Annotated in this window: 27 protein-coding genes; 14 read left to right on the top strand and 13 right to left on the bottom strand. The window is 58.5% G+C overall.

Annotated features, from left to right (window positions below):
* Positions 1-37 precede the first annotated feature (37 nt).
* The 3 genes from SJY13_RS12460 to SJY13_RS12450 all read left to right on the top strand — a co-directional run bounded on the left by SJY13_RS12460 (position 38) and on the right by SJY13_RS12450 (position 4,106).
* Positions 38-187: a hypothetical protein gene (locus tag SJY13_RS12460; protein ID WP_200818570.1), complete on the top strand. Its 150-nt coding sequence runs from the start codon at positions 38-40 to the stop codon at positions 185-187.
* 64 nt (positions 188-251) lie between these two features.
* Positions 252-1,517, top strand: coding sequence for a diaminopimelate decarboxylase (gene lysA, locus SJY13_RS12455; RefSeq protein WP_377191286.1), 1,266 nt, complete (start codon positions 252-254; stop codon positions 1,515-1,517).
* 36 nt (positions 1,518-1,553) lie between these two features.
* Positions 1,554-4,106, top strand: coding sequence for a TIGR02302 family protein (locus SJY13_RS12450; RefSeq protein ID WP_377191285.1), 2,553 nt, complete (start codon positions 1,554-1,556; stop codon positions 4,104-4,106).
* A gap of 9 nt (positions 4,107-4,115) precedes the next feature.
* Here SJY13_RS12450 and SJY13_RS12445 read toward each other — a convergent pair whose 3' ends face one another.
* Positions 4,116-4,898 (bottom strand): zinc-ribbon domain-containing protein, encoded by a 783-nt coding sequence (locus SJY13_RS12445; protein WP_377191284.1) that lies wholly within the window; start codon positions 4,896-4,898, stop codon positions 4,116-4,118.
* Between the two features lie 183 nt (positions 4,899-5,081).
* Between SJY13_RS12445 and SJY13_RS12440 the strand changes: the two genes are divergently transcribed.
* Genes SJY13_RS12440 through SJY13_RS12425 form a run of 4 tightly spaced genes read left to right on the top strand, consistent with a single transcriptional unit; the run spans position 5,082 to position 7,987 of the window.
* On the top strand, positions 5,082-5,759 hold the full coding sequence (locus SJY13_RS12440) for a cell division ATP-binding protein FtsE (RefSeq protein ID WP_377191283.1): 678 nt from the start codon (positions 5,082-5,084) through the stop codon (positions 5,757-5,759).
* Positions 5,756-6,655: a cell division protein FtsX gene (locus tag SJY13_RS12435; RefSeq protein ID WP_085822927.1), complete on the top strand. Its 900-nt coding sequence runs from the start codon at positions 5,756-5,758 to the stop codon at positions 6,653-6,655. The genes SJY13_RS12440 and SJY13_RS12435 overlap by 4 nt, the downstream gene beginning before the upstream one ends.
* Complete coding sequence (locus SJY13_RS12430; protein WP_377191282.1) at positions 6,655-7,395, top strand: lysophospholipid acyltransferase family protein; 741 nt, start codon at positions 6,655-6,657, stop codon at positions 7,393-7,395. Before SJY13_RS12435 ends, SJY13_RS12430 begins: the two co-directional genes overlap by 1 nt.
* The gene (locus SJY13_RS12425; RefSeq protein ID WP_377191281.1) at positions 7,382-7,987 is read left to right on the top strand and encodes a pyridoxamine 5'-phosphate oxidase family protein; all 606 of its coding nucleotides are present in this window, start codon (positions 7,382-7,384) and stop codon (positions 7,985-7,987) included. The genes SJY13_RS12430 and SJY13_RS12425 overlap by 14 nt, the downstream gene beginning before the upstream one ends.
* Before the next feature lie 9 nt (positions 7,988-7,996).
* Here the strand turns inward: SJY13_RS12425 and SJY13_RS12420 are convergent, their stop codons facing one another.
* The gene (locus SJY13_RS12420; RefSeq protein ID WP_377191280.1) at positions 7,997-8,590 is read right to left on the bottom strand and encodes an NAD(P)H-dependent oxidoreductase; all 594 of its coding nucleotides are present in this window, start codon (positions 8,588-8,590) and stop codon (positions 7,997-7,999) included.
* Positions 8,591-8,675: 85 nt separating this feature from the next.
* Between SJY13_RS12420 and SJY13_RS12415 the strand changes: the two genes are divergently transcribed.
* The 3 genes from SJY13_RS12415 (at position 8,676) to SJY13_RS12405 (ending at position 10,489) form a co-directional block, all read left to right on the top strand.
* Positions 8,676-9,269 (top strand): TetR/AcrR family transcriptional regulator, encoded by a 594-nt coding sequence (locus SJY13_RS12415; RefSeq protein WP_377191279.1) that lies wholly within the window; start codon positions 8,676-8,678, stop codon positions 9,267-9,269.
* Positions 9,270-9,462: 193 nt separating this feature from the next.
* Positions 9,463-9,954 carry a hypothetical protein gene (locus tag SJY13_RS12410; RefSeq protein WP_377191278.1) on the top strand — a complete coding sequence of 164 codons (492 nt, stop codon included), beginning with the start codon at positions 9,463-9,465 and terminating at the stop codon, positions 9,952-9,954.
* Entirely contained in the window at positions 9,908-10,489 is a 582-nt protein-coding gene (locus tag SJY13_RS12405) for a sterol desaturase family protein (RefSeq protein ID WP_377191277.1), read from the top strand. The genes SJY13_RS12410 and SJY13_RS12405 overlap by 47 nt, the downstream gene beginning before the upstream one ends.
* Positions 10,490-10,539: 50 nt before the next feature.
* On the opposite strand, the gene lpdA is transcribed toward SJY13_RS12405, so the two are convergent.
* The 9 genes from lpdA to sucC form a co-directional block, all read right to left on the bottom strand.
* The gene (gene lpdA, locus SJY13_RS12400; protein ID WP_377191276.1) at positions 10,540-11,928 is read right to left on the bottom strand and encodes a dihydrolipoyl dehydrogenase; all 1,389 of its coding nucleotides are present in this window, start codon (positions 11,926-11,928) and stop codon (positions 10,540-10,542) included.
* Between the two features lie 72 nt (positions 11,929-12,000).
* Entirely contained in the window at positions 12,001-12,270 is a 270-nt protein-coding gene (locus SJY13_RS12395) for a hypothetical protein (protein WP_085822920.1), read from the bottom strand.
* A 2-nt stretch (positions 12,271-12,272) separates the two neighbouring features.
* Positions 12,273-13,787, bottom strand: coding sequence for a 2-oxoglutarate dehydrogenase complex dihydrolipoyllysine-residue succinyltransferase (gene odhB, locus SJY13_RS12390; protein WP_377191275.1), 1,515 nt, complete (start codon positions 13,785-13,787; stop codon positions 12,273-12,275).
* A 2-nt stretch (positions 13,788-13,789) separates the two neighbouring features.
* Positions 13,790-16,747, bottom strand: a complete 2,958-nt coding sequence (locus tag SJY13_RS12385) for a 2-oxoglutarate dehydrogenase E1 component (RefSeq protein ID WP_377191274.1) — start codon at positions 16,745-16,747, stop codon at positions 13,790-13,792.
* Complete coding sequence (locus SJY13_RS12380) at positions 16,744-17,286, bottom strand: DUF805 domain-containing protein (protein WP_377193631.1); 543 nt, start codon at positions 17,284-17,286, stop codon at positions 16,744-16,746. The genes SJY13_RS12385 and SJY13_RS12380 overlap by 4 nt, the downstream gene beginning before the upstream one ends.
* Positions 17,287-17,294: 8 nt before the next feature.
* A complete protein-coding gene (locus SJY13_RS12375) occupies positions 17,295-17,603 on the bottom strand; it encodes a hypothetical protein (RefSeq protein WP_377191273.1) in 309 nt (102 codons plus the stop codon).
* Positions 17,604-17,728: 125 nt separating this feature from the next.
* Entirely contained in the window at positions 17,729-18,610 is an 882-nt protein-coding gene (gene sucD / locus SJY13_RS12370) for a succinate--CoA ligase subunit alpha (RefSeq protein ID WP_282021639.1), read from the bottom strand.
* A gap of 24 nt (positions 18,611-18,634) precedes the next feature.
* Entirely contained in the window at positions 18,635-19,201 is a 567-nt protein-coding gene (locus tag SJY13_RS12365) for a hypothetical protein (protein ID WP_377191272.1), read from the bottom strand.
* Positions 19,202-19,207: 6 nt separating this feature from the next.
* Positions 19,208-20,401 carry an ADP-forming succinate--CoA ligase subunit beta gene (gene sucC, locus SJY13_RS12360; protein WP_085822915.1) on the bottom strand — a complete coding sequence of 398 codons (1,194 nt, stop codon included), beginning with the start codon at positions 20,399-20,401 and terminating at the stop codon, positions 19,208-19,210.
* Positions 20,402-20,553: 152 nt separating this feature from the next.
* Between sucC and SJY13_RS12355 the strand changes: the two genes are divergently transcribed.
* Entirely contained in the window at positions 20,554-20,718 is a 165-nt protein-coding gene (locus SJY13_RS12355) for a hypothetical protein (RefSeq protein WP_377191271.1), read from the top strand.
* A 5-nt stretch (positions 20,719-20,723) separates the two neighbouring features.
* Here the strand turns inward: SJY13_RS12355 and mdh are convergent, their stop codons facing one another.
* Positions 20,724-21,686 (bottom strand): malate dehydrogenase, encoded by a 963-nt coding sequence (gene mdh, locus SJY13_RS12350; protein WP_377191270.1) that lies wholly within the window; start codon positions 21,684-21,686, stop codon positions 20,724-20,726.
* Positions 21,687-21,847: 161 nt separating this feature from the next.
* On the opposite strand from mdh, the gene SJY13_RS12345 reads away from it, so the two are divergent.
* On the top strand, positions 21,848-22,603 hold the full coding sequence (locus tag SJY13_RS12345; RefSeq protein ID WP_377191269.1) for a sulfite exporter TauE/SafE family protein: 756 nt from the start codon (positions 21,848-21,850) through the stop codon (positions 22,601-22,603).
* Here the strand turns inward: SJY13_RS12345 and SJY13_RS12340 are convergent.
* Positions 22,600-22,899, bottom strand: coding sequence for a hypothetical protein (locus SJY13_RS12340; protein ID WP_377191268.1), 300 nt, complete (start codon positions 22,897-22,899; stop codon positions 22,600-22,602). The two genes, SJY13_RS12345 and SJY13_RS12340, sit on opposite strands and share 4 nt — an antisense overlap.
* 180 nt (positions 22,900-23,079) lie before the next feature.
* On the opposite strand from SJY13_RS12340, the gene SJY13_RS12335 reads away from it, so the two are divergent.
* A complete protein-coding gene (locus SJY13_RS12335) occupies positions 23,080-23,937 on the top strand; it encodes an HpcH/HpaI aldolase/citrate lyase family protein (RefSeq protein WP_377191267.1) in 858 nt (285 codons plus the stop codon).
* Between the two features lie 6 nt (positions 23,938-23,943).
* On the top strand, positions 23,944-24,498 hold the full coding sequence (locus tag SJY13_RS12330) for an NnrU family protein (protein WP_377191266.1): 555 nt from the start codon (positions 23,944-23,946) through the stop codon (positions 24,496-24,498).
* The last annotated feature ends 9 nt before the right edge of the window (positions 24,499-24,507 follow it).

Below are 24,507 nucleotides of genomic sequence, written 5' to 3'. Positions count from 1 at the left end.
TGGCCCTGTGCCGACACTCTGAACATAAGACGACAAAATGAAATTCATCGGCCTGATCCTGTCCTTTGCCCTTCTCGCGGCTTGCGATCCTTCTTACAAACCGCGCCCTGAACCGGCTGCCGAAAGCGGCGGCAGTGGTATCTCAATTTCGGGCTATGGCCGGGTTGGCGTTTCAACACGAAAGTGAAGGAACGAAGAAGACGGTACAGAATCCATTGATCCGCGCCGCGGTTTTGGTCTAAGCGCGCTGTATGGATCACTTTCTTTACCGCGACGGCGCGCTTTACGCCGAGGATGTACCAATCTCCGAAATCGCTGCTGCGGTCGGAACGCCGTTCTATGTGTATTCCACCGCCACGTTGCTGCGGCATTTTCAGCTGTTTGATGACGCCTTGGAGGGCACGGACCACCTTGTTTGTTACGCGATGAAGGCCGCCAGCAATCAGGCGATTCTGAAAACATTGGCGCAGGCAGGTGCCGGGATGGATGTCGTCTCGGGTGGTGAATACATGCGCGCCAAAGCAGCCGGTGTGTCTGGCGACAAAATCGTCTTTTCAGGTGTTGGAAAAACAGCGGATGAAATCCGTACCGCGCTGACCGGTGGCATCCGCCAGTTCAACGTGGAATCGGAACCCGAGATGGAAGTGATCAACGCCGTCGCGTTGGAACTTGGCGTGGTGGCCCCAATCACTGTGCGGGTGAACCCGGACGTTGACGCCAAGACGCACGCAAAGATCGCGACCGGCAAGTCCGAGAACAAGTTCGGCATCCCCATCGCCCGCGCATCTGAGGTTTATGCCCATGCGGCCAGCCTGCCGGGGCTGGAGGTGATCGGGATCGACGTCCACATTGGCTCGCAACTGACCGAGCTGGAGCCGTTTGAGCTGGCCTATAACAAGGTTGCTGAACTGACCGAGCGTCTGCGGGCAGAGGGTCACAATATCCGACGCCTCGATTTGGGCGGTGGTCTGGGCATTCCTTATGCCCGCTCGAATGACGCACCGCCGCTGCCGGTGGAATACGGCGCCATGATCAAGAAAACGCTGGGCCATCTGGGCTGCGAGATCGAAATTGAGCCGGGCCGCCTGATCGCGGGTAATGCGGGCTTGATGGTCAGCAAGGTCATCTATGTAAAATCCGGTGAAGACCGCGATTTCCTGATCCTTGACGGAGCGATGAACGATCTGATCCGTCCTGCGATGTATGAGGCATATCACGATATCATCGCCGTGCAGGAACCTGCGCCGGGCGTGGAACAGCAGCCCTATGACATTGTTGGTCCGGTTTGCGAATCCGGTGACACCTTCGCCAAGCAACGCAACATGCCGCCGCTGGTGCCGGGAGATCTGGTCGCCTTCCGCAGCGCCGGAGCCTATGGCGCAGTGATGTCCAGCGAATACAATACCCGACCTCTGATTCCCGAAGTTCTGGTGCATGGGGATCAATTTGCAGTTATTCGTGAACGGCCTACCTTTGACGAAATGATAAACCGCGATACCATACCCGAGTGGCTCTGACGCGATAGGCGCGCGGATCCGCCACGGAGGCCCGCCTTGACCGCAAGACAGACCCTGCCGATCCCAAGACTGTCCCTGCTGCTGACGCATGCAGGAATGCTTGCCGAGCAGGTTTTGCGTGCATTTTGGCCGTTTTTCTCGGTTTTCATGGCGATTCTGGCCGCTTTGATGCTGGGGTTGCAGGATCATGTCGGGGTTGAAACCGTCTGGACTGTGGGCGGTGTGGCGCTTGTGGGTTTGCTGGTGACCTTGATACTGGGCGCAAGGCGATTCCATGCGCCATCGCGGGCCGAAGCACTGATGCGGCTGGACGAATCTCTGCCTGGGCGACCGATTCAGGCGTTGATGGATGATCAGGCCATCGGTTCGATGGATACGGATTCGGTTGCCCTGTGGCACGCACACCAGACCCGCATGGCGCAACAAGCGGCACAGGCAGAGCCGGTCAAACCCGATCTGCGCCTGGCTGACAGGGACCCTTATGCGCTGCGTTATTCCGCCTTGCTGGCGCTGGTGATTGCGGGCCTGTTCGGCTCGTTCTGGCGCATCGGGTCTGTGGCCGATATGGCCCCCGGCGCGGCGGTGGCCGGGCAAGGACCCAGCTGGGAAGGCTGGGTCGAACCGCCCCGCTATACCGGGCTTCCGACATTGTATCTGGCGGATCAATCCGGCCCGAAACTGTCTGTCCCGCAAGGCAGCCGCATAACGCTGCGCTTTTACGGCGAGGTTGGCGCGCATACGCTGACCGAAACCACCACGCCGTTGGGCACAGTCGAGGCAACGGACTCCGAACAGGATATCGTTGTAAACCGTTCGGGCCAGCTTAGGATCGTGGGACCGGCCGGGCGTGATTGGTCGCTGGACGTCCTTCAGGACATCGCCCCCCGGATTGGTGTGGCAGACGCAGCCGAGGCCGAGGCGGGCGGGCAGATGAGATTGCCCTTTGCCGCTGGTGATGACTACGGCGTTGTGTCCGGAACCGCCACGATCGAGCTTGACCTGGCTGCGCTTGACCGTCGCTATGGCCTGACCGTAGCCCCGGAAGAGCGCGAGGTGATCGAGGTCGAACTGCCGATGCCGATCACCGGGGACCGCGCCGATTTCACCGAAGATTTGATTGAGGATTTCTCGCAGCACCCCTGGGCGCATTTGCCGGTCAGGATCACGTTAACCGCACGGGACGCGGCAGATCAGGAAACCAGCTCGGAACCTTATGTGACGGCGCTACCGGCGCGGCGCTTCTTTGATCCGCTGGCGGCAGCGGTGATGGAACAGCGTCGGGATCTGCTGTGGTCGCGGGACAACGCACCCCGTGTTGCACAGCTGTTGCGGGCGGTGTCGCACCTGCCCGAAGACTTCTTCCGGTCGGATACCGCATATCTGCGCCTGCGTGTTACCCTGCGCCGATTGGAAACATTTACCCGATACGACCTAAAGCCGGAACAACAGGAAGAGATTGCGCAGGCCCTGTGGGATCTGGCTGTTCTGATCGAAGAGGGCACGCTGGCTGATGCGCTGGAACGAATGCGCCGCGCGCAGGAACGCCTGACCGAGGCGATGCAGAACGGCGCCAGCGACGAGGAAATCGCTGAGCTGATGCAGGAACTACGCGACGCCACGCAGGATTATATGCGCCAGCTTCAGCGTCTGGCGCAAGAAAACGGCGAGGACGGCGAAAACCCACAGGGTCAGAACGGTGAAACCCTGCAGATGACTCAGGACGATCTACAACGGATGATGGATCGCATTCAGGAGTTGATGGAACAGGGCCGCATGGCCGAGGCGCAGCAGGCGCTGGAAGAGTTCCAGCAGATGATGGAGAACATGCGCGTCACCCAAGGGCAAGGTCAGGGCCAGCAATCCGAAGGCCAGCAGGCTATGGAAGGGTTGGCAGAAACTTTGCGCGACCAACAGGGCCTGAGCGACCGGGCCTTCCGCGATCTTCAGGAACAATTCAACCCGGGTACGCAATCCGGCCAAAGCCAGAACAACGAGGGCCGCAATGGCGGTCAGGGTCGGGGTGAAAGCCACGAAGGACAAGGCGGTCGCGGTCAGGAAGGCTCGGATCAGGCTGATGGCGGTGGTCAGCAGGGGCAGGAAGGGTCTCTGGCAGACCGTCAGCAGGCCCTGCGGGATGAACTGGGCCGCCAGCAGCAAAACCTGCCTGGTGGCGGAACACCCGAGGGCGAGGCTGCGCGCGATGCGCTGGATCGCGCGGGTCGCGCCATGGATGATGCCGAACAGGCCCTGCGTAGCGACGATTTGGCCGAAGCGATTGACCGCCAGTCCGAGGCGATGGAAGCCCTTCGTGAAGGCATGCGGTCACTGGGCGAGGCGCTGGCCGAGAACCAGCAAAACCAGCCTGGTCAGGGCGCGCAGGAAGGCGATATGCAAGCCAATAACCGCGATCCGTTGGGGCGCACACCGGGCGCGAACGGGTCTATTTCGACCGATGACAACCTGTTGCAGGGCGAAGACGTCTATCGCCGGGCGCGCGAGTTGCTGGACGAAATCCGCCGACGCACCGGCGACACGGACCGACCACAAATCGAACTGGAATACCTTAAACGGCTGTTAGAGCGGTTCTGATCAAACCGGTCAGTTCTGCGATGTGCCCGAGGTTTGCGCCTCGAGCCACACGCGCGCCTGATCCACGAACGACACATAAGACTGCAGGATCGGGTCGGCCTGAGGCACGGCCTCACTGATCTGACGTGCGTTGCTGTAAACCAGCAGCAAGACGATGCCGATGATCACGATCAGCGCTAAACCGCGCAAAAAGCCGCCTGATTTGCGTGGCGCGGGCTGAGACGCGTCAGACTGCACCGGGGCATCGTCACCACGTAGACTGGAATTGATCGCCTCGACATCCGGCAGCGCGTCGCCCTGACCGGCATCGGCCGAGGTTTCGGAGGCCCTCAGATCCTCGACCGGGGGTTTTGGGTCGGGTTCGGGTGGTGTATCCAACGCCAGATCGGGCTGGCTTTCCAGACTGCCACCTTCCTGCGCGCGCAGCTCGGATTCTCTGGCGGCTTCTTCGCGCAGGATGCCGGCCACTGCCGGATCAACACTTCCAGTCGCGGCAGGTTGATGCGCGGGGGCCTCCGGCTCGGATTCCGGCTCAGGCGCAGCCTCTGGGGTCGGCTCGGGCTCGGCGCTGACCTCTGGTGTCGGCTCGGGTGGGGTCTCTGGTATTGGATCAGGCTCTGCCGGGGTTTCTTCGGCGACCGGCGCTGCGGGTTGGGCTTCCGCTGCATCCGGGTATTTGGCCTGGAACCAGGTTTTCTCGCAGTTCGAACACTGGACGTCGCGGCCTTCCTCTGGGATGACCTCGTCTGGAACCTCATACTGAGCGCTGCAATTCGGACAAGTAAGACGCATGCTGCCTCCCGGTCGGGAAGCCGACCTGATAATTGTTTTTTCAGGGATGATATTCGGTTAAGACCCGACAGCAAAGGGTGTTTTCGGTTTCACGGTCCAAGTGTCGCCAATTCGACCCGGTGCAGGCATTGAAACCACAACCGCGCTCGGGCAAGAAGGGCGGCAACAAGAACGGGGGCCCCTGTGATCGAGCTGGAAAACGTCAGCTACACCTATGGCGGTGGAGAGTTGCTGAGCAATGTGTCGCTGCAACTGCAACCGGGGTCGTTCCACTTTCTGACCGGCCCGTCGGGGGCGGGAAAGACGACATTGCTCAAACTGTGCTACGGCGCACTTTTGCCGACCTCAGGACGGATCAGCGCGTTTGAGGAAGATATCGCCCGTCTGGACCGCGATCAAATGGCCTTGCTGCGCCGTCGGATCGGTGTGGTGCATCAGGATTGTCAGTTTCTGGACCACATGACGCTGGCAGAAAACGTATCCTTGCCGATGATGGTGTCCGGGCGCGGGGAAACAGCCCAGAAAGACGATTTGACTGAATTGCTTGGTTGGGTCGGGCTGGGGACGCGGCTGGATGCACTCCCGCCGGAATTGTCGGGGGGCGAGCGTCAGCGTGCCGCTTTGGCCCGTGCGGTGATCCTGTCGCCCGATGTGGTGCTGGCGGATGAACCCACTGGCAATGTGGATTGGGAAATGTCCCAACGTCTGTTGCGCCTGTTGGTCGAGCTGAACCGCATGGGCAAGACCGTGTTGATCGCCACCCATGACCTCAGCCTGATCCGCGCGGCCAAAAGCCAGGTGCAGGCCCGGGTCCTACGCATCTCGCAGCGTCAGATACAATTGGCGGGGGCGGATTTATGAGCCAGGGCACAATCCGAGGCCTTCTGAAACGTGACGCGCGCGCCGACCGGGTTGTGCCGCCCACCGGCTATACCGCGCATCTGACCCTGTTCGTGTCCGGTGCAATGGCATTTCTGGCCGTGTTTGCGTTGGCGCTGTCGCTGGCCTCGGGGCGGTTGGCGGATCGCTGGGGCACCGAATTGGCCGGGGCTGCCACCCTGCGCATCAACGCTCCTGCGGAACAGCTTGCTGCGCAGACCGAGGCGGCCCTGACGGTGCTGGGGCAAACCCCTGGTGTCGCGTCGGCCCGAGCGTTGACGCGTGAAGAACAAGCTGCCCTGCTGTCCCCCTGGTTCGGTTCGGATCTGCCGCTGGACACGTTGCCCATCCCGCAACTGATTGAAATCATCGAAGGCGACCCCGGTCTTGACGCTGCCGGGCTACGCCTGCGGCTCGGGGCCGAGGTGCCCGGCGCGGTGCTGGACGACCACACCCGGTGGCGCGAGCCCTTGGTCGAGGCCGCAATGTCCTTGCGACGGCTGGGGTGGATCTCGATCCTGCTGATCGGTGGGGCGACGGCGGCAATGATTACTCTGGCCGCCAATGCTTCGCTGGCGGCCAACGCGCAGATCATCGAAGTCCTGCGTCTGGTCGGCGCCCGTGACCGTTTTATTGCCCGCGCCTTTGTGCGTCGCTTTACCTACCGTGCCTTTTTTGGCGCGGTTGTTGGAGTTCTGTTGGGCATGACCAGCGTTCTGCTATTGCCCGAAGCCTCGGACGAGGGCGGCTTCCTGACCGGATTGGGCTTTCAGGGGATTGGCTGGCTATTACCTGTGCTGATTCCATTTCTGGGCGCGGCGGTGGCCTTTCTGGCCACATGGACTGCCGCAAGCCGTAAGTTAAAGGAGCTGTCCTGATGGCCACAGCGATTCAATGGGTTCGCTCACTGATCTTCATGATTGTGATCTATGCGTGGATGCTGATCCTTGGTGTTCTATTTGCTCCATACGCTCTGCTCACGAAACGAGGGGCCCTGCACGCGTGCAAGACCTATGCGCGGACCACGATGTGGCTGGCCAGCTGGATGGTCGGTATCCGCTGTGAGGTGCGCGGCGCGGTTCCGGTTGATGAGGTTGTGATCGGCGCCAAGCACCAGTCCTTTCTGGACATCATCATGATCTTTGACGCCATCCCCCACGGCAAGTTCATCATGAAGCGAGAGCTTCTGTGGACCCCGGTCATCGGAATGTATGCCCGTCGTCTGGGATGTATCCCGGTTGATCGCGGCAAGCGAGGCGCTGCGGTTGCCAAGATGGTCAAGGACGTGGCCAAAGAGTTCACGGAACCCGGCCAGCTGGTTATCTATCCGCAGGGCACCCGCGTCGCACCGGGTGTGCGCAAACCCTACAAGATCGGCACCGCCGTTTTGTATGAAGGGCTAGGGTTTCCCTGTGTGCCGGTGGCCACAAATGCCGGGGTGTTCTGGCCGCGCACAGGTGTCTTGCGCAAACCCGGTCTGGCGATTGTCGATTTTCTGGGCCCGATTGAATCGGGTGTCGGGCGTGATGCGTTTCTGGCACGGCTGGAGAATGCGATCGAAACCCGGTCTGATGCCTTGATGAAAGAAGTGGGGTTTGATCCGGATGGAGTTCATTGAAGACATCGATACGCTCGAGGCCTTGTACGGCACACCCGGCGCACCCTCTTTGCGCAAGGTGGCGCATGGGCTGACCCCGCTTTATCGCAAGTGGATCATGGCCTCGCGGCTGTGTATCCTCAGCACCGTGGGGCCTGAAGGCGTCGATGGCAGCCCGCGCGGCGATGATGGCCCGGTGGTGCTGGAGCTTGACGCCAAGACGCTGGCATTGCCCGATTGGCGCGGTAATAACCGGTTGGATTCTCTGCGTAATATCGTTCGCGACCCGCGCGTGTCCTTGATGTTCATGGTGTCGGGATCAAACACGGTGGTGCGGGTGAACGGAACCGCCCGGCTGACTGCAGATGAAGACTTGCGTGCCCGGTTCGTAAAACAGGGCAAGCAGCCTGCGACCGTGATTTTGATCGACATTGCCGAGGTCTATAGCCAATGCGCCCGCGCCCTGATGCGCGCCCGGACATGGACCAGCGGAGATGAATCCGCGCTGCTTCCGACCGTCGGCGAGATACTGGCCGAAGCGTCGGATGGGGAAGAAGGCGGCGCGCGCTATGACCGGGATTGGGGCCCGCGCGCCGAAAAGACGATGTGGTAGGTCAGGCGATTAAACCGCTGCAGCACCGATCTTGGCCACCCGGGATATCCAGCGCTCGACACTGCCGGGTTTTGGATAGCTGGCACCTGCAAAATAGGTGAACCGCGTTGGCTTGAAGCCGACAAACCCCAAAATCTGATCCCGTACCTGGCGGATTAGGGCCTGCCGATAAATCAGTCGCATGAACCACCCCGGCGTGTCGGAAGTCAGAATGACGCGCGCCGTACGTCCGGTCAGCATTGGGGCTGGCAGGCCGATCTTTGTTGTGTTTCTCGTGTCGAAAGTGCGTCCGGGGATGAACATCCGATCGATCAGGCCTTTCAACTTGGCCGGAAGGCCGCCCCACCACATCGGCGTTGTCAAGACCAGATGGTCGCTCCATTCGATGTCCTGCAGCACGGTTTCCAGAGCCGGTTCAAGCGGTTTGAAGTCGTGATAGTTGCCTTGACCAAAATCATGATCGAACTGCAAATCACTGAGGTGAACCAGCCGGACGTCGTGTCCGTTTGCGCGGGCTGCATCGCCATAGGTCTGGGCAAACACCCGGGACAGGCTGCTTTCGGCCGGGTGGCCGTCGAGGATGAGGATTTTCTTGGGTTGCATCGGGATTCTCCAAAAATGACCGTGGTCAGTTTATAGAATAAATAAATGACCACGGTCAATAAAAATTTGACCACGGTCAAAAAGCATGCGAATTAGCCTTATGGAAAAGACGGTTCAAAAGCGCACACTAAAAACCCGGGCTCGACTGATTGCAGCGTCCGAGGAGGTCATCCAAAGGGGCGGATACAGCGCCCTGCGGGTCGAAGATGTCGTACAGGTCGCGGGCGTTGCCAAAGGGACATTCTTTGCGCATTTCCACGACAAAGATGCGCTGATGGAAATTCTGATGGCCGAGAAACTGAATGCCTGCTTTGATCAGGCACAGGCGGGGGACGCACCAAAAACCGTGGCGCAGATCATCGCGGCGATGGAACCTGTCCACAGCTTCATGACCTCCGAGCGCTATGTTTTTGATCTTCTAATTCGATATTCAGGTGCAGCTGCCGTCGCAGAAATCGGTCCGATTGCCTATTGTTTCGAAAGGTACTTTCGCGTCTTGATGAAATGGCTTGAGACGGCCGATGTCCGTCAGGACGTGGCACCCGAGCTGCTTGCCGAAGGGGTGCAGGCCTTTGCTATACAGGCTATGTCGCTGAAATTCTGTGCATTGCACAGCTCGCAGAGCTTTCAGGGCCGGTTGGAGGTTTACCTGCAAGCCTGGTTGACCCCGACGGCTTAATCCCCAGGGCAACAACTTGGTTGTGGATCCGACAGCACCCTACCTGACGTGAAAAAGACAACTATAGGATGGGCTAGGCAACGGTGATGCCACATTTTAACTATCTGGAAACCATCTCGTAGGACAAATGTCGCGCGGTGGTTAGGATAGACGAAAAAAAACGGAGATATTGACGCAAAAGTTGAAGTCCTTTGTGGACTCATTTCTCGACCATGTGATGCGGGTGATCGCATACCCGGTGGACCCCAACAACCGGATTTTTGCCCTCTATTTTCTGAGCTCGCTGGTGATTGTGTTTGCGATCTATTTGGTCAAGCGTCGCAAGTCCGATGAGGCAGACGGCGAAAGCAGTTTTGTCGGCTTTCTGTTCCCAAAAAAAGTTTGGAGCCACCCATCAGCCTGGCTGGATGTTCGTTATTTCTTTTTTCACCAGTTTATTGGGCATTTCCTGAAGCTTGGTCTGTTCGCCGGGTCAGCAGCTCGCCTACAGCTGGACAATTGGGGATGTCAGTGCCCACGACCCGTCTGCAGCGCAGCCACGGGTCGGGTGGAAAGGTACCGTCGTTGCCTTCGCCTATATGACAGTGTGTTTCTTGATTTTGGATTTTATTGGGTTCAACATCCATTATCTGCAGCACATGATTCCTGTTTTGTGGCAGTTCCACAAAGTTCACAACAGCGCTGAGGTGATGCACCCGTTGTCGAATTTCCGTGAGCATCCGGTAGATAACTTTGTCTACAATGTTGGCATCGGAATGGGATCCGGTGCGGTCGCTGGCCTCTTCTTCAATATGATGGGCTACGCGCCCAGCTTGCCGTCCCTGTTAGGGGTTCCGATCTTGATGCTCCTGTTCAACGTCGTTGGATACAACTTGCGTCATTCCCATGTTTGGCTGCGATGGCCCGGTGTTTGGTCCAAGGTGTTCCCGTCACCCGCGCACCACCACGTTCATCACAGTTTCCATCCCGATCATCTTGATAAGAATTTTGCCTTCATGTTTCCGCTTTGGGACGTGCTGTTTGGCACTTACATCATGCCTGAGGACAATAAAGACGTGAAATTTGGCGTGACCGAGAAAGATCGCGGCAATGAATTGGACACCTGCGCAAAGCTGTATGTTAATCCGTTCAAGGCTGCTTGGCGCTTGTATCGGCCTAAAAGACAATCGACTGTAGAAACGCACGCAGAAGAAGAAATCAACCACCATCCTGCGGAATAATCAGAGGATTCACGGGCGACACAGGTGAAAACCTGGCCGCCCGGTGTTACTCAGCTGTGGATCGGACCGTCGCCGCAGGCCAGCGCGGCCTCGCGCACGGCCTCGGAATAGGTCGGGTGGGCGTGACAGGTCAGGGCCAAATCCTCGGCCGAGGCACCAAATTCCATCGCCACGCAGACTTCGTGGATCAGATCACCCGCTGCTGGGCCGATGATATGCGCGCCCAGAATACGGTCAGTCTCTTTGTCGGCGAGGATTTTGACGAACCCGTCAGCTGCAAAATTTGCCTTGGCCCGACCATTGCCCATGAACATGAACTTGCCGACCTTATAGGCTCGACCCTGTTCCTTGAGCGTCGTCTCGGTTTCACCCACATTGGCAACCTCGGGCCATGTGTAGATCACACCCGGAATGACCCCATAGTTCACGTGACCATGTTTCCCGGCGACCTGTTCGGCCGCGGCCATGCCCTCATCCTCGGCTTTGTGGGCCAGCATCGGGCCTTCCGTGACATCACCGATGGCGTAGATGCCCGGCACGTTGGTCTGCCAGTCGGCACCCACCTTGATCTGACCGCGCGGTGTCATTTCGACACCCAGAGCGTCCAGACCCAAACCGTCTGAGAAAGGCTTGCGCCCGGTCGCAACCAGCACCGTATCGGCGTCGATCACGTGTTCACTGTCATCCTTGAGCAGCTTGTAGGTGACCTTGGCTTTGGTTTTGGTTGCCTCGGTCTTTTGCACCGCAGCGCCCATGACGAATTTCAAACCCTGTTTCTTGAGGATGCGTTGGAACGTCTTTTGCACCTCGGGGTCCATGCCTGGCGTGATTTCCTTGAGGAATTCGATCACAGTGACCTCTGTCCCCAGACGCTGATAGACCGAGCCCAGTTCCAGTCCGATCACACCCGCGCCGATGACGACCATCTTTTTGGGGATTTTGCCCAGAGACAACGCGCCGGTCGAGGTGACAACAACCTTTTCATCCACTTCAACACCGGGCAACGCAGCAGGTTCAGATCCGGAGGCGATGATGATGTTCTTGGCTTCGTGCACGTCGTCGCCGACCTTGACCTGACCGGCAGCCGGGATTGATCCCCAACCTTTCAGCCAGTCGATCTTGTTTTTCTTGAACAGAAACTCGATGCCCTTGGTGTTGCCTTCGATTGTTTCTTCTTTGTAGGCCTGCATCTGCTTCCAATCGACCGAGGGACTTTTGCCCTTAAGGCCCATCTTGGCAAAGTTGTGCTCGGCCTCGTGCAGTTGATGGCTGGCATGCAAAAGCGCCTTGGAGGGGATGCAGCCCACGTTCAGGCAGGTTCCGCCCAACGTCTCGCGCCCTTCGACAACGGCAGTTTTCAGTCCCAGCTGGGCACAACGGATGGCGCAGACATAGCCGCCCGGGCCTGCTCCGATTACGATGACGTCATAATTTGCCATTTCAGTCTCCTAAACCCCGAGGAGTTAAACATATGCGGGCGGCCGACAAAAACAGGTCGCCCAAAATTTCGGTTAAGCCGGTTTCAACAGCTTGATTTCGACATGAGCGACACCGCCGCGCTCGTGATAAAGCGCCATAGCCTCAGATTCCAAAAAGGTCTCGGCCTTACCCAGATCGGTGATCTCGAACATGGCTACGGCGTGATTGGCGCGATCGGGATCGCGCCAGACGTGAAGATCCTTGATACCCGCCGCCTTTCGCAAGGTCTGATCCTCGCGAAACACTTTCAGCCAGACATCAAAATCGGCCACATCGGCCTGCCAGAGTACATGTGTTGCCATGGTCACAAGTCCATCAGCAGGCGGCGTGGATCTTCCAGCGCCTCTTTCACGCGGACAAGGAAGGTCACCGCGCCTTTGCCATCCACGATCCGGTGGTCATAGGACAGGGCCAGATACATCATCGGGCGGATGACAACCTGACCGTTGATCGCCATTGGTCGGTCCTGAATCTTGTGCATCCCCAGAATGCCCGATTGCGGAGGGTTCAAGATCGGCGACGACATCAACGAGCCGTAGACACCACCGTTCGAGATGGTGAAGGTGCCGCCCTGCATTTCGTCCATGCTCAGCTTGCCGTCGCGGGCGCGTTTGCCTTTCTCGGCGATGGCTTTTTCAATTTCGGCAAAGGACATACTGTCGGCATCGCGGATCACTGGCACCACAAGGCCAGTGGGGGTACCAGCGGCGACACCCATGTGAACGAAGTTCTTGTAGACGATGTCGGTGCCGTCAATCTCGGCGTTGACCTCGGGAACCTCTTTCAGTGCGTGACAGCAAGCCTTGGTGAAAAAGGACATAAAGCCCAGTCGCACGCCATGCTTCTTTTCAAACTGGTCCTTGTACTGGTTACGAAGGGCCATCACCTCGGTCATATCCACCTCGTTGTAGGTGGTCAGCATGGCCGCGGTGTTCTGGCTGTCTTTCAGACGCTTGGCGATGGTCTGGCGCAACCGGGTCATCTTGACCCGCTCCTCGCGCGCCGCATCCTGAGCGGCAACTGGTGCGCGCGGGACTTGGGCTGCGGGGGCAGGCGCTGCTGGTGCAGATGCCGGAGCAGAGGCGGTTGCTGCCGCCTTGGCCACGTCTTCTTTCATGATCCGACCGTCGCGGCCGGTGCCGGTGACCTGATCAGCTGACAGCCCGGCCTCGGCCATGGCCTTCTCGGCTGAGGGGGCGTTTGCCACGTCTTTGCCACCGACCGAGTCGCCACCGTTTGCCGGTGCAGCGACTGCTGCCGGGGCGGTAACCGACCCTGCCGCCGCGCTCGAGATCACGGCCAGTTTGGCTGTCGCGTCCACCGTTGCGCCTTCTGGTGCCATGATTTCCGCCAGAACACCCCCGGCCGGGGCCGGAACCTCGACCGAGACCTTGTCTGTCTCCAACTCACAGAGCATCTCGTCCTGCGCGACGCTGTCGCCGACTTGTTTAAACCAGGTCGATACGGTTGCCTCGGTCACGGATTCACCCAAAGTGGGCACCATGACGTCAACGCTGCCGCCGGACGCTGCCGCCTGGGCAGGGGCAGGTGCCGCTGCGGCCGGCGCCGGAGCAGCCCCTTCGCCCGCCGCGATCGTCGCCAGCAACGCATCAACCCCAACGGTTTCACCTTCGGCGGCGATAATTTCACCCATCACACCAGCTGAAGGTGCGGGCACTTCAACGGTGACTTTGTCGGTCTCAAGCTCACACAGCATCTCATCTACAGCGACCGCATCGCCGGGCTTTTTGAACCAGGTTGCAACTGTGGCTTCGGTAACGGACTCGCCCAGCGTGGGAACACGAACTTCAATGGACATCATTACTTTCCTTCAATGCTCAGCGCTTCGTTCACCAGCGCTTCTTGTTGGGCTTTGTGTTGGCTGGCCAGACCCGTCGCGGGCGAGGCCGAAGTGGCGCGACCGACATAGCGGGGCCTTGTGTGTTTGGCCTTAATGCGGGTCAGAACCCATTCGATATTCGGTTCGATGAACGACCAGGCCCCCTGGTTCTTGGGCTCTTCCTGACACCAGATGATCTCAGCACCCTTAAAGCGCTCAAGCTCGTTGATCAGCGAATGCGCGGGGAAGGGGTAATACTGTTCGATCCGCATCAGGTAGACATCGTCGATACCCCGGGCATCGCGTTCTTCCAGCAGGTCGAAATAGACTTTGCCGGAACACATCACGACCCGTTTGACCTTGTCGTCCTTAACCAGTTTGGTGTCCGAATTGCCTTGCTGTGCATCATCCCACAGCACCCGGTGGAAGCTTGACCCGGTGGTGAATTCCTCGGTCTTGCTGACGGCCAGTTTGTGGCGCAGCAGTGATTTCGGGGTCACCAGGATCAGCGGCTTGCGGAAGGTGCGGTGCAGCTGACGGCGCAGGATGTGGAAGTAGTTCGCAGGCGTCGTGCAGTTGGCCACGATCCAGTTATCCTGACCGCACATCTGCAGGAACCGCTCCAGACGCGCGGACGAGTGTTCAGGACCTTGCCCTTCAAACCCGTGCGGAAGCAGGCAGACCAGACCGGACATGCGCAGCCATTTGCTTTCGCCCGAGCTGATGAACTGGTCGAACATGATCTGCGCACCGTTGGCAAAGTCACCAAACTGCGCCTCCCATAGGGTCAGGGCGTTGGGTTCAGCCAGCGAGAACCCGTATTCAAAGCCCAGTACCGCATATTCGGACAGCATCGAGTCGATCACTTCGTATTTCGACTGCCCTTCGCGGATGTTGTTCAGCGGATAATACCGCTCTTCGGTTTCCTGGTGGATAAAGCCTGAATGACGCTGGCTAAAGGTTCCCCGCGTCGCATCCTGCCCGGACAGACGCACAGGGTACCCTTCTGTCAGCAGCGCGCCGAAGGCCAGTGCCTCACCCGTTGCCCAGTCGAATCCGGTGCCATTGTCGAACATCTGTTTCTTATGATCCAAAAGCCGCGCGACAGTCTTGTGAACCGTAATGTCTTTGGGCGCGTGGGTCAGGGCATTGCCGATCTGGGCCAGGGTCTCGGGCGTGATCGCGGTATCACCGCGCACGTAGTCATCCTTGTTCTTGTCCAGATGCGACCAGCGCCCGTCCAGCCAGTCGGCCTTGTTGGGTTTGTAATCCTTGCCGGCCTCAAACTCATCATTCAGATGGGCCTGGAAGGCGGCCTTCATATCCTCGATCTCGCCCTCGGGGATCAGACCATCTTTGACCAGCCGGGCGGTGTACAAAGACAGCGTGGTCTTATGGGTCTTGATCTTCTTGTACATGATAGGGTTGGTGAACATGGGCTCATCGCCCTCGTTATGCCCGAACCTGCGATAGCAGAAGATATCCAGTACCACATCCTTGTGGAACTTCTGCCGGAACTCGGTTGCCACCTTGGCGGCGTGAACCACCGCTTCGGGATCGTCGCCGTTTACGTGGAAGATCGGCGCTTCGACCATCAGAGCGATATCGGTGGGGTAGGGGCTGGAGCGGCTGAAATGCGGCGCGGTGGTGAACCCGATCTGGTTGTTCACCACGATATGCATGGTGCCGCCGGTCCGATGACCTTTCAGCCCGGACAGACCGAACCCCTCGGCTACAACTCCCTGACCGGCAAAGGCTGCGTCGCCATGCAGCAGGATGCCCATGACCTTGGTGCGGTCTGTATCACCGATCTGATCCTGCTTGGCGCGCACTTTACCGATGACTACAGGGTTTACGGCCTCAAGGTGGCTGGGGTTTGCCGTCAAAGACAAGTGAACCGAATTGCCATCAAACTCGCGGTCACTGGAGGCGCCGAGGTGGTATTTAACATCGCCCGATCCATCGACATCCTCGGGTTTGAAACTGCCGCCCTGGAATTCGTTGAAAATGGCCCGGTATGGCTTTCGCATCACATTGGCCAGGATGTTCAGACGGCCCCGGTGCGGCATGCCGATGACGATGTCGCGAACCCCCAGCGCGCCACCGCGCTTGATGATCTGCTCCATCGCGGGGATCAAAGCCTCACCCCCGTCCAGGCCAAACCGCTTGGTGCCCATGTATTTGACGTGCAGGAACTTCTCGAACCCTTCAGCCTCGACCATCTTGTTCAGGATCGCCTTGCGGCCTTCCTTAGTGAACGCGATTTCCTTGCCATACCCTTCGATCCTCTCCTTCAGCCAGGCGGCTTCTTCGGGGTTCGAGATATGCATGTATTGCAGCGCAAAGGTGCCGCAATAGGTGCGTTTTACGATGTCGACGATCTGCCGCATCGAGGCCATCTGCAGGCCCAGAACATTGTCGATAAAGATCGGGCGATCCATATCCGCGTCAGAAAAGCCGTAGGTCTTAGGGTCCAGTTCCGGATGATTGCTGGCAGCCCGCATCCCCAGCGGGTCCAGATTGGCGGCCAGATGGCCCCGAATACGATAGGCCCGGATCAGCATCAGCGCTCGCAGGCTGTCCAGCACGGCGCGTTTGATCTGGTCCTCGCTGACTGCAACGCCCTTGTCGGCCGCCTTGTCCTTGATCTTTTTGCCTGCTGCCTTGGCGTCGATCTCGGCCCATTCGCCAGTCAGCGCACCGGTCAGATCATCGGATGGCATCGGCGGCCAGTCGGTGCGCGCCCAGGACGGCCCTTCGGCCTCACGCTGAACGTCCGGCGTGGCATCGCCCATCGCCCGGAAGAACTCGGCCCAGGCCGCATCTACAGCGTTCGGGTCCTTGGCGTACTGGGCATAAAGCTGCTCCAGATATTCAGCATTATGCCCCTGCATAAAGCTTGAGGCATGAAAGGCAGAGTTGGGCGTATGTTCGGTCATTGGGCTACCTCTGTTGGGTTGGGACCGTATTGGTTGGTGCCTGGCTGGCTGGGGCGGGTCAGCCACCACAGGACCAGGAGGGGCGAGATCATCAGGATTAAGAGGGTCGGTATAACAATCAATAAAGTCGCGCGGGTGAACAGGATGTTCAAACCCCCGCCATGCTGGAACTGGTCCGACAGTCCGATGCCAAAGATCAGCACAACAAAGGCACCGACAATCAACAGGATCGGCAACAAAGCAAAAAGCCCACTGCGCCCGGTATCATGCATCCGCCGCCACGCGACGGCCAAATGCGGGAAGAACACGATCAGGCTGACGATGCTTTGCACCGGCTGGTTTGACGTTGCGGTGACTTGTTTGACTTCATCGGTCTGAGTTGTTGCGACCTGTGTGAAGAACTGCCAATCGATGACCCCGGCGATAAAGCTCCAGATCACGATGAACAGGAAAAAGAACCAGTATTCGGGCCGCGAGGCGCGACCCGAGAAGGTGAAGAACTTGGCGAAACAGGTGCGGATGGCGTCAGAGAAGGTCATCATCTTCATCACCCGCAAACTATGCTGGCGCGTTGACGGTCGCGCAACCTGTCATAGAACGTCGGCTCCAACTCTGACACAACCGGAGTGTAGCCACAAAGCTGCCTGCCAAAGGTGAACAACTCATCCGCAGAAATCAGACTCGGATCAAAGGTCACGATGTTTGGATCGCTTGGGAAATCGACCAAGACCACCTTGATCCCATCCGGCGCCTTTTCTTGAGCCAAGCGTTCCGGAAACGACAGACCCCAATAGGATAAAGTCAGAAAGCCGCCTACTAGAAAGGATAGAAGACCTATGATCTTAAGAATTTTCATGATGCATGTTCTGCCCGGCGGGCAACGCTGGGCAGCGCCCGACCCGCCCGGCCCGAGGGCGGGCGCTCCTCGCCCACCCTCGGGCCGGGCGCTGCCCTAAGTGCATATGCCCGGTCTTTGGTCACTTACCCAATCGCCTCCAGCACAGCTTCACCCAGCTGCGCCGGGCTTTCGGCCACGACGATGCCGGCTGCGCGCATGGCTTCGATTTTGTCCTCGGCACCACCTTTGCCACCGGCGACAATCGCGCCCGCGTGGCCCATGCGGCGGCCCGGAGGGGCCGTGCGGCCTGCGATGAAACCGGCGGTCGGCTTCTTGCGGCCTTTCTTGGCCTCATCCGCCAGGAACTGCGCGGCTTCTTCCTCGGCTGAACCACCGATCTCACCGATCATGATGATCGAATGGGTTTCATCATCCGCCAGGAACCATTCCAGCACGTCGATATGCTCGGTGCCTTTGATCGGGTCGCCGCCGATGCCCACACAGGTGGACTGGCCCAGACCCACATCGGTGGTCTGCTTGACGGCCTCATAGGTCAGCGTACCCGAACGTGACACCACGCCGACCGAGCCGCGCTTGTGGATGTGGCCGGGCATGATGCCGATCTTGCAGGCGTCTGGCGTGATGACACCGGGGCAGTTCGGCCCGATCAGGCGCGAGCTTGAGCCTTCCAGCGCACGTTTCACCTTCATCATGTCCAGAACCGGGATGCCTTCGGTGATGCAGACGATCACTTCCATCTCGGCATCAATCGCTTCGAGGATCGAGTCAGCCGCAAACGGCGGCGGAACATAGATCACCGATGCGTTGGCTTCGGTCACATGCTTAGCTTCGTGGACCGAGTTGAACACGGGCAGGTCAAGGTGGGTCATCCCGCCTTTGCCCGGGGTCACGCCGCCAACCATTTTGGTGCCATAGGCGATGGCCTGTTCAGAGTGGAATGTGCCCTGCGAGCCGGTAAAGCCCTGACAGATCACTTTGGTATTTTCGTCGATGAGGACTGCCATTTTGTGTGGCTCCTGTAATTAGCGTTACTTCGTTGCGAGCTCGTAGAACTCCAAATCAGTGATACGGCCGGCCCTTTGTGCAGACTGCGCTGCAATCAGTAAAAAGTACCGACCGCGGTTTTGATAGACGCCAGACAATTTCGATATCTGGAAATCTTGTTCCTGTGCTTGTGCGAAGTTCTCGACGTATTTGAAACCATCCTCAGAAAGCGCATTTGAAATCGGTTGTTGCGCGTCATTCATCCAAAGACCGCGAATACGGACCACACAATATGACTCGTGCTCTCCCAAACGGCTTTTAAGGTAGTGTTCAATTCCTCTTGGTCCGACTTCTTTTGCATAAGCCTGATCGATGAATTCACCACCTGGGAAAGTTCCGTTCGCAGAGTTCCGTACTGTCCTGAAGATGTTGAAATTGTCAAAAACACGACGTGCACTTTCGCGAGTTGCGTCGGTCTTAATGCACGCACTTGTAAACGCTTCTATGCCGTCGTCTGGCCGCTGTTGTTCTCTAGCGATAGAGTTTCCTTCCAATGTGCTTTGGCACGCTGCAAGAAACATAATTCCGGCAATAATAGGCTTACGTAGCACTGGAGCTTAACCCTTAACCGCTTTCACGATCTTCTCGGCACCGTCTTTCAGGTTGTCTGCAGCGATCACGTCTAAGCCAGAGGTGTTGATGATCTCTTTGCCTTTCTCGACATTCGTGCCTTCCAGACGCACGACCAGCGGAACCTGCAGGCCGACCTCTTTCACCGCGGCGACAACGCCCTCGGCGATGACGTCACAGCGCATGATGCCGCCGAAGATATTGACCAGAATGCCTTTGACCTGCGGGTCCGAGGTGATGATCTTGAACGCTTCGGTCACTTTTTCTTTGGTCGCGCCACCGCCCACGTCGAGGAAGTTGGCAGGCTCGGCCCCATAGAGCTTGATGATGTCCATCGTCGCCATCGCCAGACCGGCACCGTTGACCATGCAGCCGATCTCACCATCCAGCGCGATGTAGTTCAGGTCGTATTTCGAGGCTTCCAGTTCCTTGGAATCTTCTTCGGTGGTGTCGCGCAGTTCTGAAATATCCGGGTGGCGGTACATCGCGTTGCCGTCAAAACTGACTTTGGCGTCCAACACCTTGAGGTCGCCACTGTCGGACACGATCAGCGGGTTGATCTCCAGCATCTCCATATCCTTCTCGACGAAGGCGGCATAAAGCTGGCTCATCAGTTTGACGCATTGCTTGACCTGCGCGCCCTGCAGGCCCAGCGAGAATGCGATGCGGCGGCCGTGATAGGCCTGATAGCCCGTCGCAGGGTCCACCGAGAAGGACAGGATTTTCTCAGGCGTGGCCGCAGCCACCTCTTCGATGTCCATGCCGCCTTCGGTCGAGCAGACAAAAGAAATGCGGCTGGTCTGGCGATCCACCAGCAGAGCCAGGTACAATTCGGTTTCGATGCCAGACCCGGCCTCGATATAGATGCGGTTGACCTGTTTGCCTGCGGGGCCGGTTTGATGGGTGACCAACGTGCGGCCCAGCATCTTCTTGGCTTCCTCAGACGCTTCCTCGACCGATTTGGTCAGACGGACACCGCCTTTTTCACCAGCGTCGGCTTCTTTGAATGACCCCTTGCCGCGCCCACCCGCATGGATTTGTGCCTTAACGACCCAAAGGGGCCCGTCCAGTTCACCGGCTGCGGTTTTGGCTTCTTCGGCGCGCAGCACTGCGCGTCCTTCAGAAACCGGAGCGCCATAGCTGCGAAGAAGCGCTTTGGCCTGATATTCGTGAATGTTCATCGAAACTGTCCCGTTTGACTACGATTAGACCGATATAGAGGTGTCTACGGGGCAATAATAAAGGCTTTTTTGACGCAAAAGCAGTTTTTCACGAAGATTTTCACTATTTGTGATCACAGGTTTTTTTGGTGTGATCACAAAGCGAAGCGGGAATGCTGATTGATTCGACTTTTGGCGAAGGGGCGGTCGAAAACACATTCATAAAAGGCATTTGCGACGTTTGCGCCAACATCTCCGACCAGGTGCATCTGCAATATCGGGATGGGACAAAAGAAAAACCGGCCCGCATTGGGGCCGGTTTCATGTGTCAGATCTGAAGAGATCAGGCCAGCGAGTTGTCGATGCCTTTGCAGGCCTCGATCAGGCCCTTCACGGCGTTAACCGAATTGTCGAAACCGGTTTGTTCTTCTTCGTTCAGGGTGATGTTGACGATCCGCTCGATCCCGCCGGCACCGATCACGGTGGGTACGCCGACATACATGCCTTCGACACCCAGTTCGCCGTTACAATAGGCGGCACAGGGCAGGACGCGCTTTTGGTCCTTCAGATAGGCTTCAGCCATTTCGATCGCCGAAGTGGCAGGTGCATAGAAGGCCGAGCCGGTTTTCAGCAGGCCAACGATCTCAGCGCCGCCGTCCCGGGTGCGCTGTACGATAGCGTCCAGCTTCTCCTGCGTGGTCCAGCCCATTTCGACCAGATCGGGCAGCGGGATGCCTGCAACGGTCGAATAGCGCACCGACGGCACCATGGTGTCGCCGTGGCCGCCCAGAACAAAGGCGGTGACGTCGCGCATGGAGACGTTGAACTCTTCCGACAGGAAATGCGCGAACCGGCCCGAGTTTAGAACGCCTGCCATGCCGCAGACCTTGTTGTGGGGCAAGCCAGAAAATTCGCGCAGCGCCCAGACCATCGCGTCCAGCGGATTGGTGATGCAGATGACAAATGCGTCCGGCGCGTTGGCGGCGATGCCTTCGCCGACCGACTTCATGACTTTCAGGTTGATGCCCAGCAGGTCGTCGCGGCTCATGCCGGGTTTACGCGGAACACCGGCGGTAACGATACAAACGTCGGCGCCTGCGATGTCTGCGTAGGATTGCGTGCCCTTCAGAGATGCGTCAAACCCTTCGGAGGGACCGGATTCGGCGATATCCAGCGCTTTGCCTTCCGGTGTGCCTTCGGCGATGTCGAACAGAACGACGTCCCCAAGTTCTTTCATTGCTGCGAGGTGGGCGAGCGTGCCGCCGATCTGACCTGCGCCGATCAGCGCGATCTTGGGTCTGGCCATTTGGAATATCTCCGGTCGGTTTTGAAATCGCGGTTTTGCTAGTCGCTAAATGGCCGTGGCGCAAGGGTCCAGCGGCGCGGCATGCAACCGCATACCGTTTGCGCTGATCCCGCTGATTGCGCTAAACCGCTTGTGAGACAGGCCTATTCATGGGACGCCGCATGTTCGAACTGACCCCGATGTTTTTTGTTGTGGCGATCCCTGCAGTGATCTTTGCCGGTATCTCGAAGGGTGGGTTCGGCTCGGGAGTGGCGTTTGCGTCTTCGTCGATTCTGGCGCTGATCCTCACACCGGGACAGGCTTTGGCGCTGATGCTGCCGATTCTGATGGTGATCGATGTGGCCACGCTGGGCCCCTATTGGAAGCGTTGGAGCTGGCCGGATGCACGCCTGCTGATGCTTGGGGCTGTGCCGGGCGTAGTCTTGGGGGCGTGGCTGTATCGTGTGACCGATGATGACTTGCTGCGCCTATTGATCGGGGGAATCTCTGTCGGATTCGTGATCTGGCACTTTGCGCAAAGCAACGGGTGGATTCGCGGTTTCGCCAAAAGATTGCCACCGCCTGCGGGATTGTTTGCGGGGCTGGTCGCAGGGTTCACCAGCTTTGTCAGCCATGCCGGAGGCCCGCCCGCAGCAGTTTACCTGCTGTCACAACGCCTGTCGAAGACCGAGTTTCAGGCCACCACGGTGCTGGTTTTCTGGGTCATCAATGCCGCGAAATTTGTTCCCTACGCCTATCTGGGGCTGTTTACATGGCAAACCGCTTGGGCCGATCTGCTGCTGACCCCGTTTGCAATCCTAGGCGCGTGGCTGGGCGTCCGGGCGCATTTCATGCTGTCCGAACGCCTGTTCTTTGCGATCGCTTATGTGTTGCTTACGCTGTCGGGTAGCAAGCTGATCTGGGACGCCTTGACTTAGGTGTTGGGCGGCAGAGTCTCTGTCATCGTCTCATAAGTCTGACCCGAGGCCACAAGACAGGTCATCCCGTCCGGCAGCGTCACAGTAATTGTCCAGCTTCCGGTCCGGTCCGAGGTGAAAACCTCTATCACAGCGCCTTGCCGGGCTATGCCGATGCCCCGGCGTGTCTCGCCGTAGGTTTCGGCCAGCCTGTTGACTACATCACTGCGCGGTGCGCAGTTTTGGGCGTGAACCTGTTGCGCGGCCAGAACCATGATTCCAAGGCCCATCGTCATCTTGAACAGCGTGTTTTTCATCTGCGACCCTTTATCGATTCCATCTGGCAAACAGGGTGCGGGTCCCGGACCGATATCCGGTTAAGGCAACGCACGTTGCGTCGCAAAGAGCCTAAATGCTGCAGTGCGGCGATTTTGCGCTTGAACTTTCCAACAAAAAATGCCCCATTCCGCGCAACATTATTTCAACGAGAGTAGCCAATGGATCCCCGTCAGCGCCCTTATCGCTCCGTTCTCTATATCCCGGGCTCCCGTGACCGGGCACTGGACAAGGCACGTACCTTGCCGGTGGACGCCATCATCTTTGACCTCGAAGACGCGGTCTCTGCGGATGAAAAGGACAACGCCCGCGAAACACTGAAATCCGCGCTGGCCACCGGTGGCTACGGCTCACGGGTCAAGATCGTGCGCATCAACGGGCTGGATACAAAATGGGGTCGCGCTGACGCCGAGGCGGTGCGCGACATGGACGCTGATGTGGTCCTGCTGCCCAAGGTGAACTCTGCCGCGGACGTTGATGCGCTGGCCGAAATCACGGGCGACATTCCGATCTGGGCGATGATGGAAACGCCTCGCGGGATGCTGAACGCCGCCGAAATTGCCGCGCATCCGCTGATGGCGGGCTTTGTCATGGGCACCAACGATCTGGCCAAGGAATTGCAGACCCGGTTCCGCCCAGATCGCCTGCCGTTGCAAACCTCGCTGGGGCTGTGTTTGCTGGCCGCCAAGGCCGAGGGGCTGATCATTGTCGACGGCGTCTACAACGCCTTCAAGGACAGCGAAGGCCTGGCGGCCGAATGCGCGCAGGGCCGCGATATGGGTTTTGACGGCAAAACCTTGATCCACCCGGCACAGGTTGACGTGACCAACGACGCCTTCGCGCCTTCGGATGCGGAAATCGATCTGGCCCGCCGCCAGATCACCGCGTTTGAAGAGACCGAAGCGCAGGGACAGGGTGTCGCTGTCGTCGATGGCAAGATCGTGGAAAACCTGCACGTTGCAACCGCCCGTGAAATTCTGGCAAAAGCAGAGGCAATTACAGCTTTGCAAGCGGGGTAAGCCAGCATGGGCTTTTTTCTTCTGATTCTTGGTGTGGCGCTATGGTGGGCCGCACATCTGTTCAAACGCCTGATGCCAGCGCAGCGCGCGGCAATGGGCAATGGCGGCAAGGGTGCGGTTGCGCTGGTGCTGGTCACGGCCATTTTGCTGATGATCTTCGGCTACCGCATGACCGACACAATCTTTGTCTGGGCGCCACCCACCTTCATGGTGCATATCAACAACCTACTGGTGCTGATCGCCATCTACATGATGAGCCCGGCAGGTCAAAAAGGTCGCCTGCTGAACAAGATGCGTCATCCGATGCTGGGCGGGATGAAGCTTTGGGCTTTTGCACATTTGCTGGTGAACGGTGATCTGGCCTCGATCGTCCTGTTTGGCGGATTGCTGGCCTGGGCCGTAGTTGAAGTGATCGTGATCAACAGATCCGAACCTGACTGGACCCCGGGCGAGCCTGGGACCTATGGCAAAGATGCGATGTTCTTTGTCGCGTCAATCGTGCTGCTGGGCATCATCGGCTATATTCACGGGCTGGTTGGTCCGTCGCCGTTTGGGTCGTAAGAGGCGGAT

Source organism: Ruegeria meonggei (genome assembly GCF_042768335.1).
Taxonomy (GTDB): domain Bacteria; phylum Pseudomonadota; class Alphaproteobacteria; order Rhodobacterales; family Rhodobacteraceae; genus Ruegeria; species Ruegeria meonggei.
This window is presented reverse-complemented; position numbering and strand designations above follow the sequence as displayed.

Excerpts from the sequence above, each read along its gene's own strand:
- SJY13_RS12460 (WP_200818570.1), top strand. The coding sequence starts at position 38 with ATGAAATTCATCGGCCTGATCCTGTCCTTTGCCCTTCTCGCGGCTTGC.
- lysA (WP_377191286.1), top strand. The coding sequence starts at position 252 with ATGGATCACTTTCTTTACCGCGACGGCGCGCTTTACGCCGAGGATGTA.
- SJY13_RS12445 (WP_377191284.1), bottom strand. The coding sequence starts at position 4,898 with ATGCGTCTTACTTGTCCGAATTGCAGCGCTCAGTATGAGGTTCCAGAC.
- SJY13_RS12435 (WP_085822927.1), top strand. The coding sequence starts at position 5,756 with ATGAGCCAGGGCACAATCCGAGGCCTTCTGAAACGTGACGCGCGCGCC.
- SJY13_RS12430 (WP_377191282.1), top strand. The coding sequence starts at position 6,655 with ATGGCCACAGCGATTCAATGGGTTCGCTCACTGATCTTCATGATTGTG.
- SJY13_RS12425 (WP_377191281.1), top strand. The coding sequence starts at position 7,382 with ATGGAGTTCATTGAAGACATCGATACGCTCGAGGCCTTGTACGGCACA.
- SJY13_RS12420 (WP_377191280.1), bottom strand. The coding sequence starts at position 8,590 with ATGCAACCCAAGAAAATCCTCATCCTCGACGGCCACCCGGCCGAAAGC.
- SJY13_RS12415 (WP_377191279.1), top strand. The coding sequence starts at position 8,676 with ATGCGAATTAGCCTTATGGAAAAGACGGTTCAAAAGCGCACACTAAAA.
- SJY13_RS12405 (WP_377191277.1), top strand. The coding sequence starts at position 9,908 with ATGATTCCTGTTTTGTGGCAGTTCCACAAAGTTCACAACAGCGCTGAG.
- lpdA (WP_377191276.1), bottom strand. The coding sequence starts at position 11,928 with ATGGCAAATTATGACGTCATCGTAATCGGAGCAGGCCCGGGCGGCTAT.
- SJY13_RS12395 (WP_085822920.1), bottom strand. The coding sequence starts at position 12,270 with ATGGCAACACATGTACTCTGGCAGGCCGATGTGGCCGATTTTGATGTC.
- odhB (WP_377191275.1), bottom strand. The coding sequence starts at position 13,787 with ATGTCCATTGAAGTTCGTGTTCCCACGCTGGGCGAGTCCGTTACCGAA.
- SJY13_RS12385 (WP_377191274.1), bottom strand. The coding sequence starts at position 16,747 with ATGACCGAACATACGCCCAACTCTGCCTTTCATGCCTCAAGCTTTATG.
- SJY13_RS12380 (WP_377193631.1), bottom strand. The coding sequence starts at position 17,286 with ATGACCTTCTCTGACGCCATCCGCACCTGTTTCGCCAAGTTCTTCACC.
- SJY13_RS12375 (WP_377191273.1), bottom strand. The coding sequence starts at position 17,603 with ATGAAAATTCTTAAGATCATAGGTCTTCTATCCTTTCTAGTAGGCGGC.
- sucD (WP_282021639.1), bottom strand. The coding sequence starts at position 18,610 with ATGGCAGTCCTCATCGACGAAAATACCAAAGTGATCTGTCAGGGCTTT.
- sucC (WP_085822915.1), bottom strand. The coding sequence starts at position 20,401 with ATGAACATTCACGAATATCAGGCCAAAGCGCTTCTTCGCAGCTATGGC.
- SJY13_RS12355 (WP_377191271.1), top strand. The coding sequence starts at position 20,554 with ATGCTGATTGATTCGACTTTTGGCGAAGGGGCGGTCGAAAACACATTC.
- mdh (WP_377191270.1), bottom strand. The coding sequence starts at position 21,686 with ATGGCCAGACCCAAGATCGCGCTGATCGGCGCAGGTCAGATCGGCGGC.
- SJY13_RS12345 (WP_377191269.1), top strand. The coding sequence starts at position 21,848 with ATGTTCGAACTGACCCCGATGTTTTTTGTTGTGGCGATCCCTGCAGTG.
- SJY13_RS12340 (WP_377191268.1), bottom strand. The coding sequence starts at position 22,899 with ATGAAAAACACGCTGTTCAAGATGACGATGGGCCTTGGAATCATGGTT.
- SJY13_RS12335 (WP_377191267.1), top strand. The coding sequence starts at position 23,080 with ATGGATCCCCGTCAGCGCCCTTATCGCTCCGTTCTCTATATCCCGGGC.
- SJY13_RS12330 (WP_377191266.1), top strand. The coding sequence starts at position 23,944 with ATGGGCTTTTTTCTTCTGATTCTTGGTGTGGCGCTATGGTGGGCCGCA.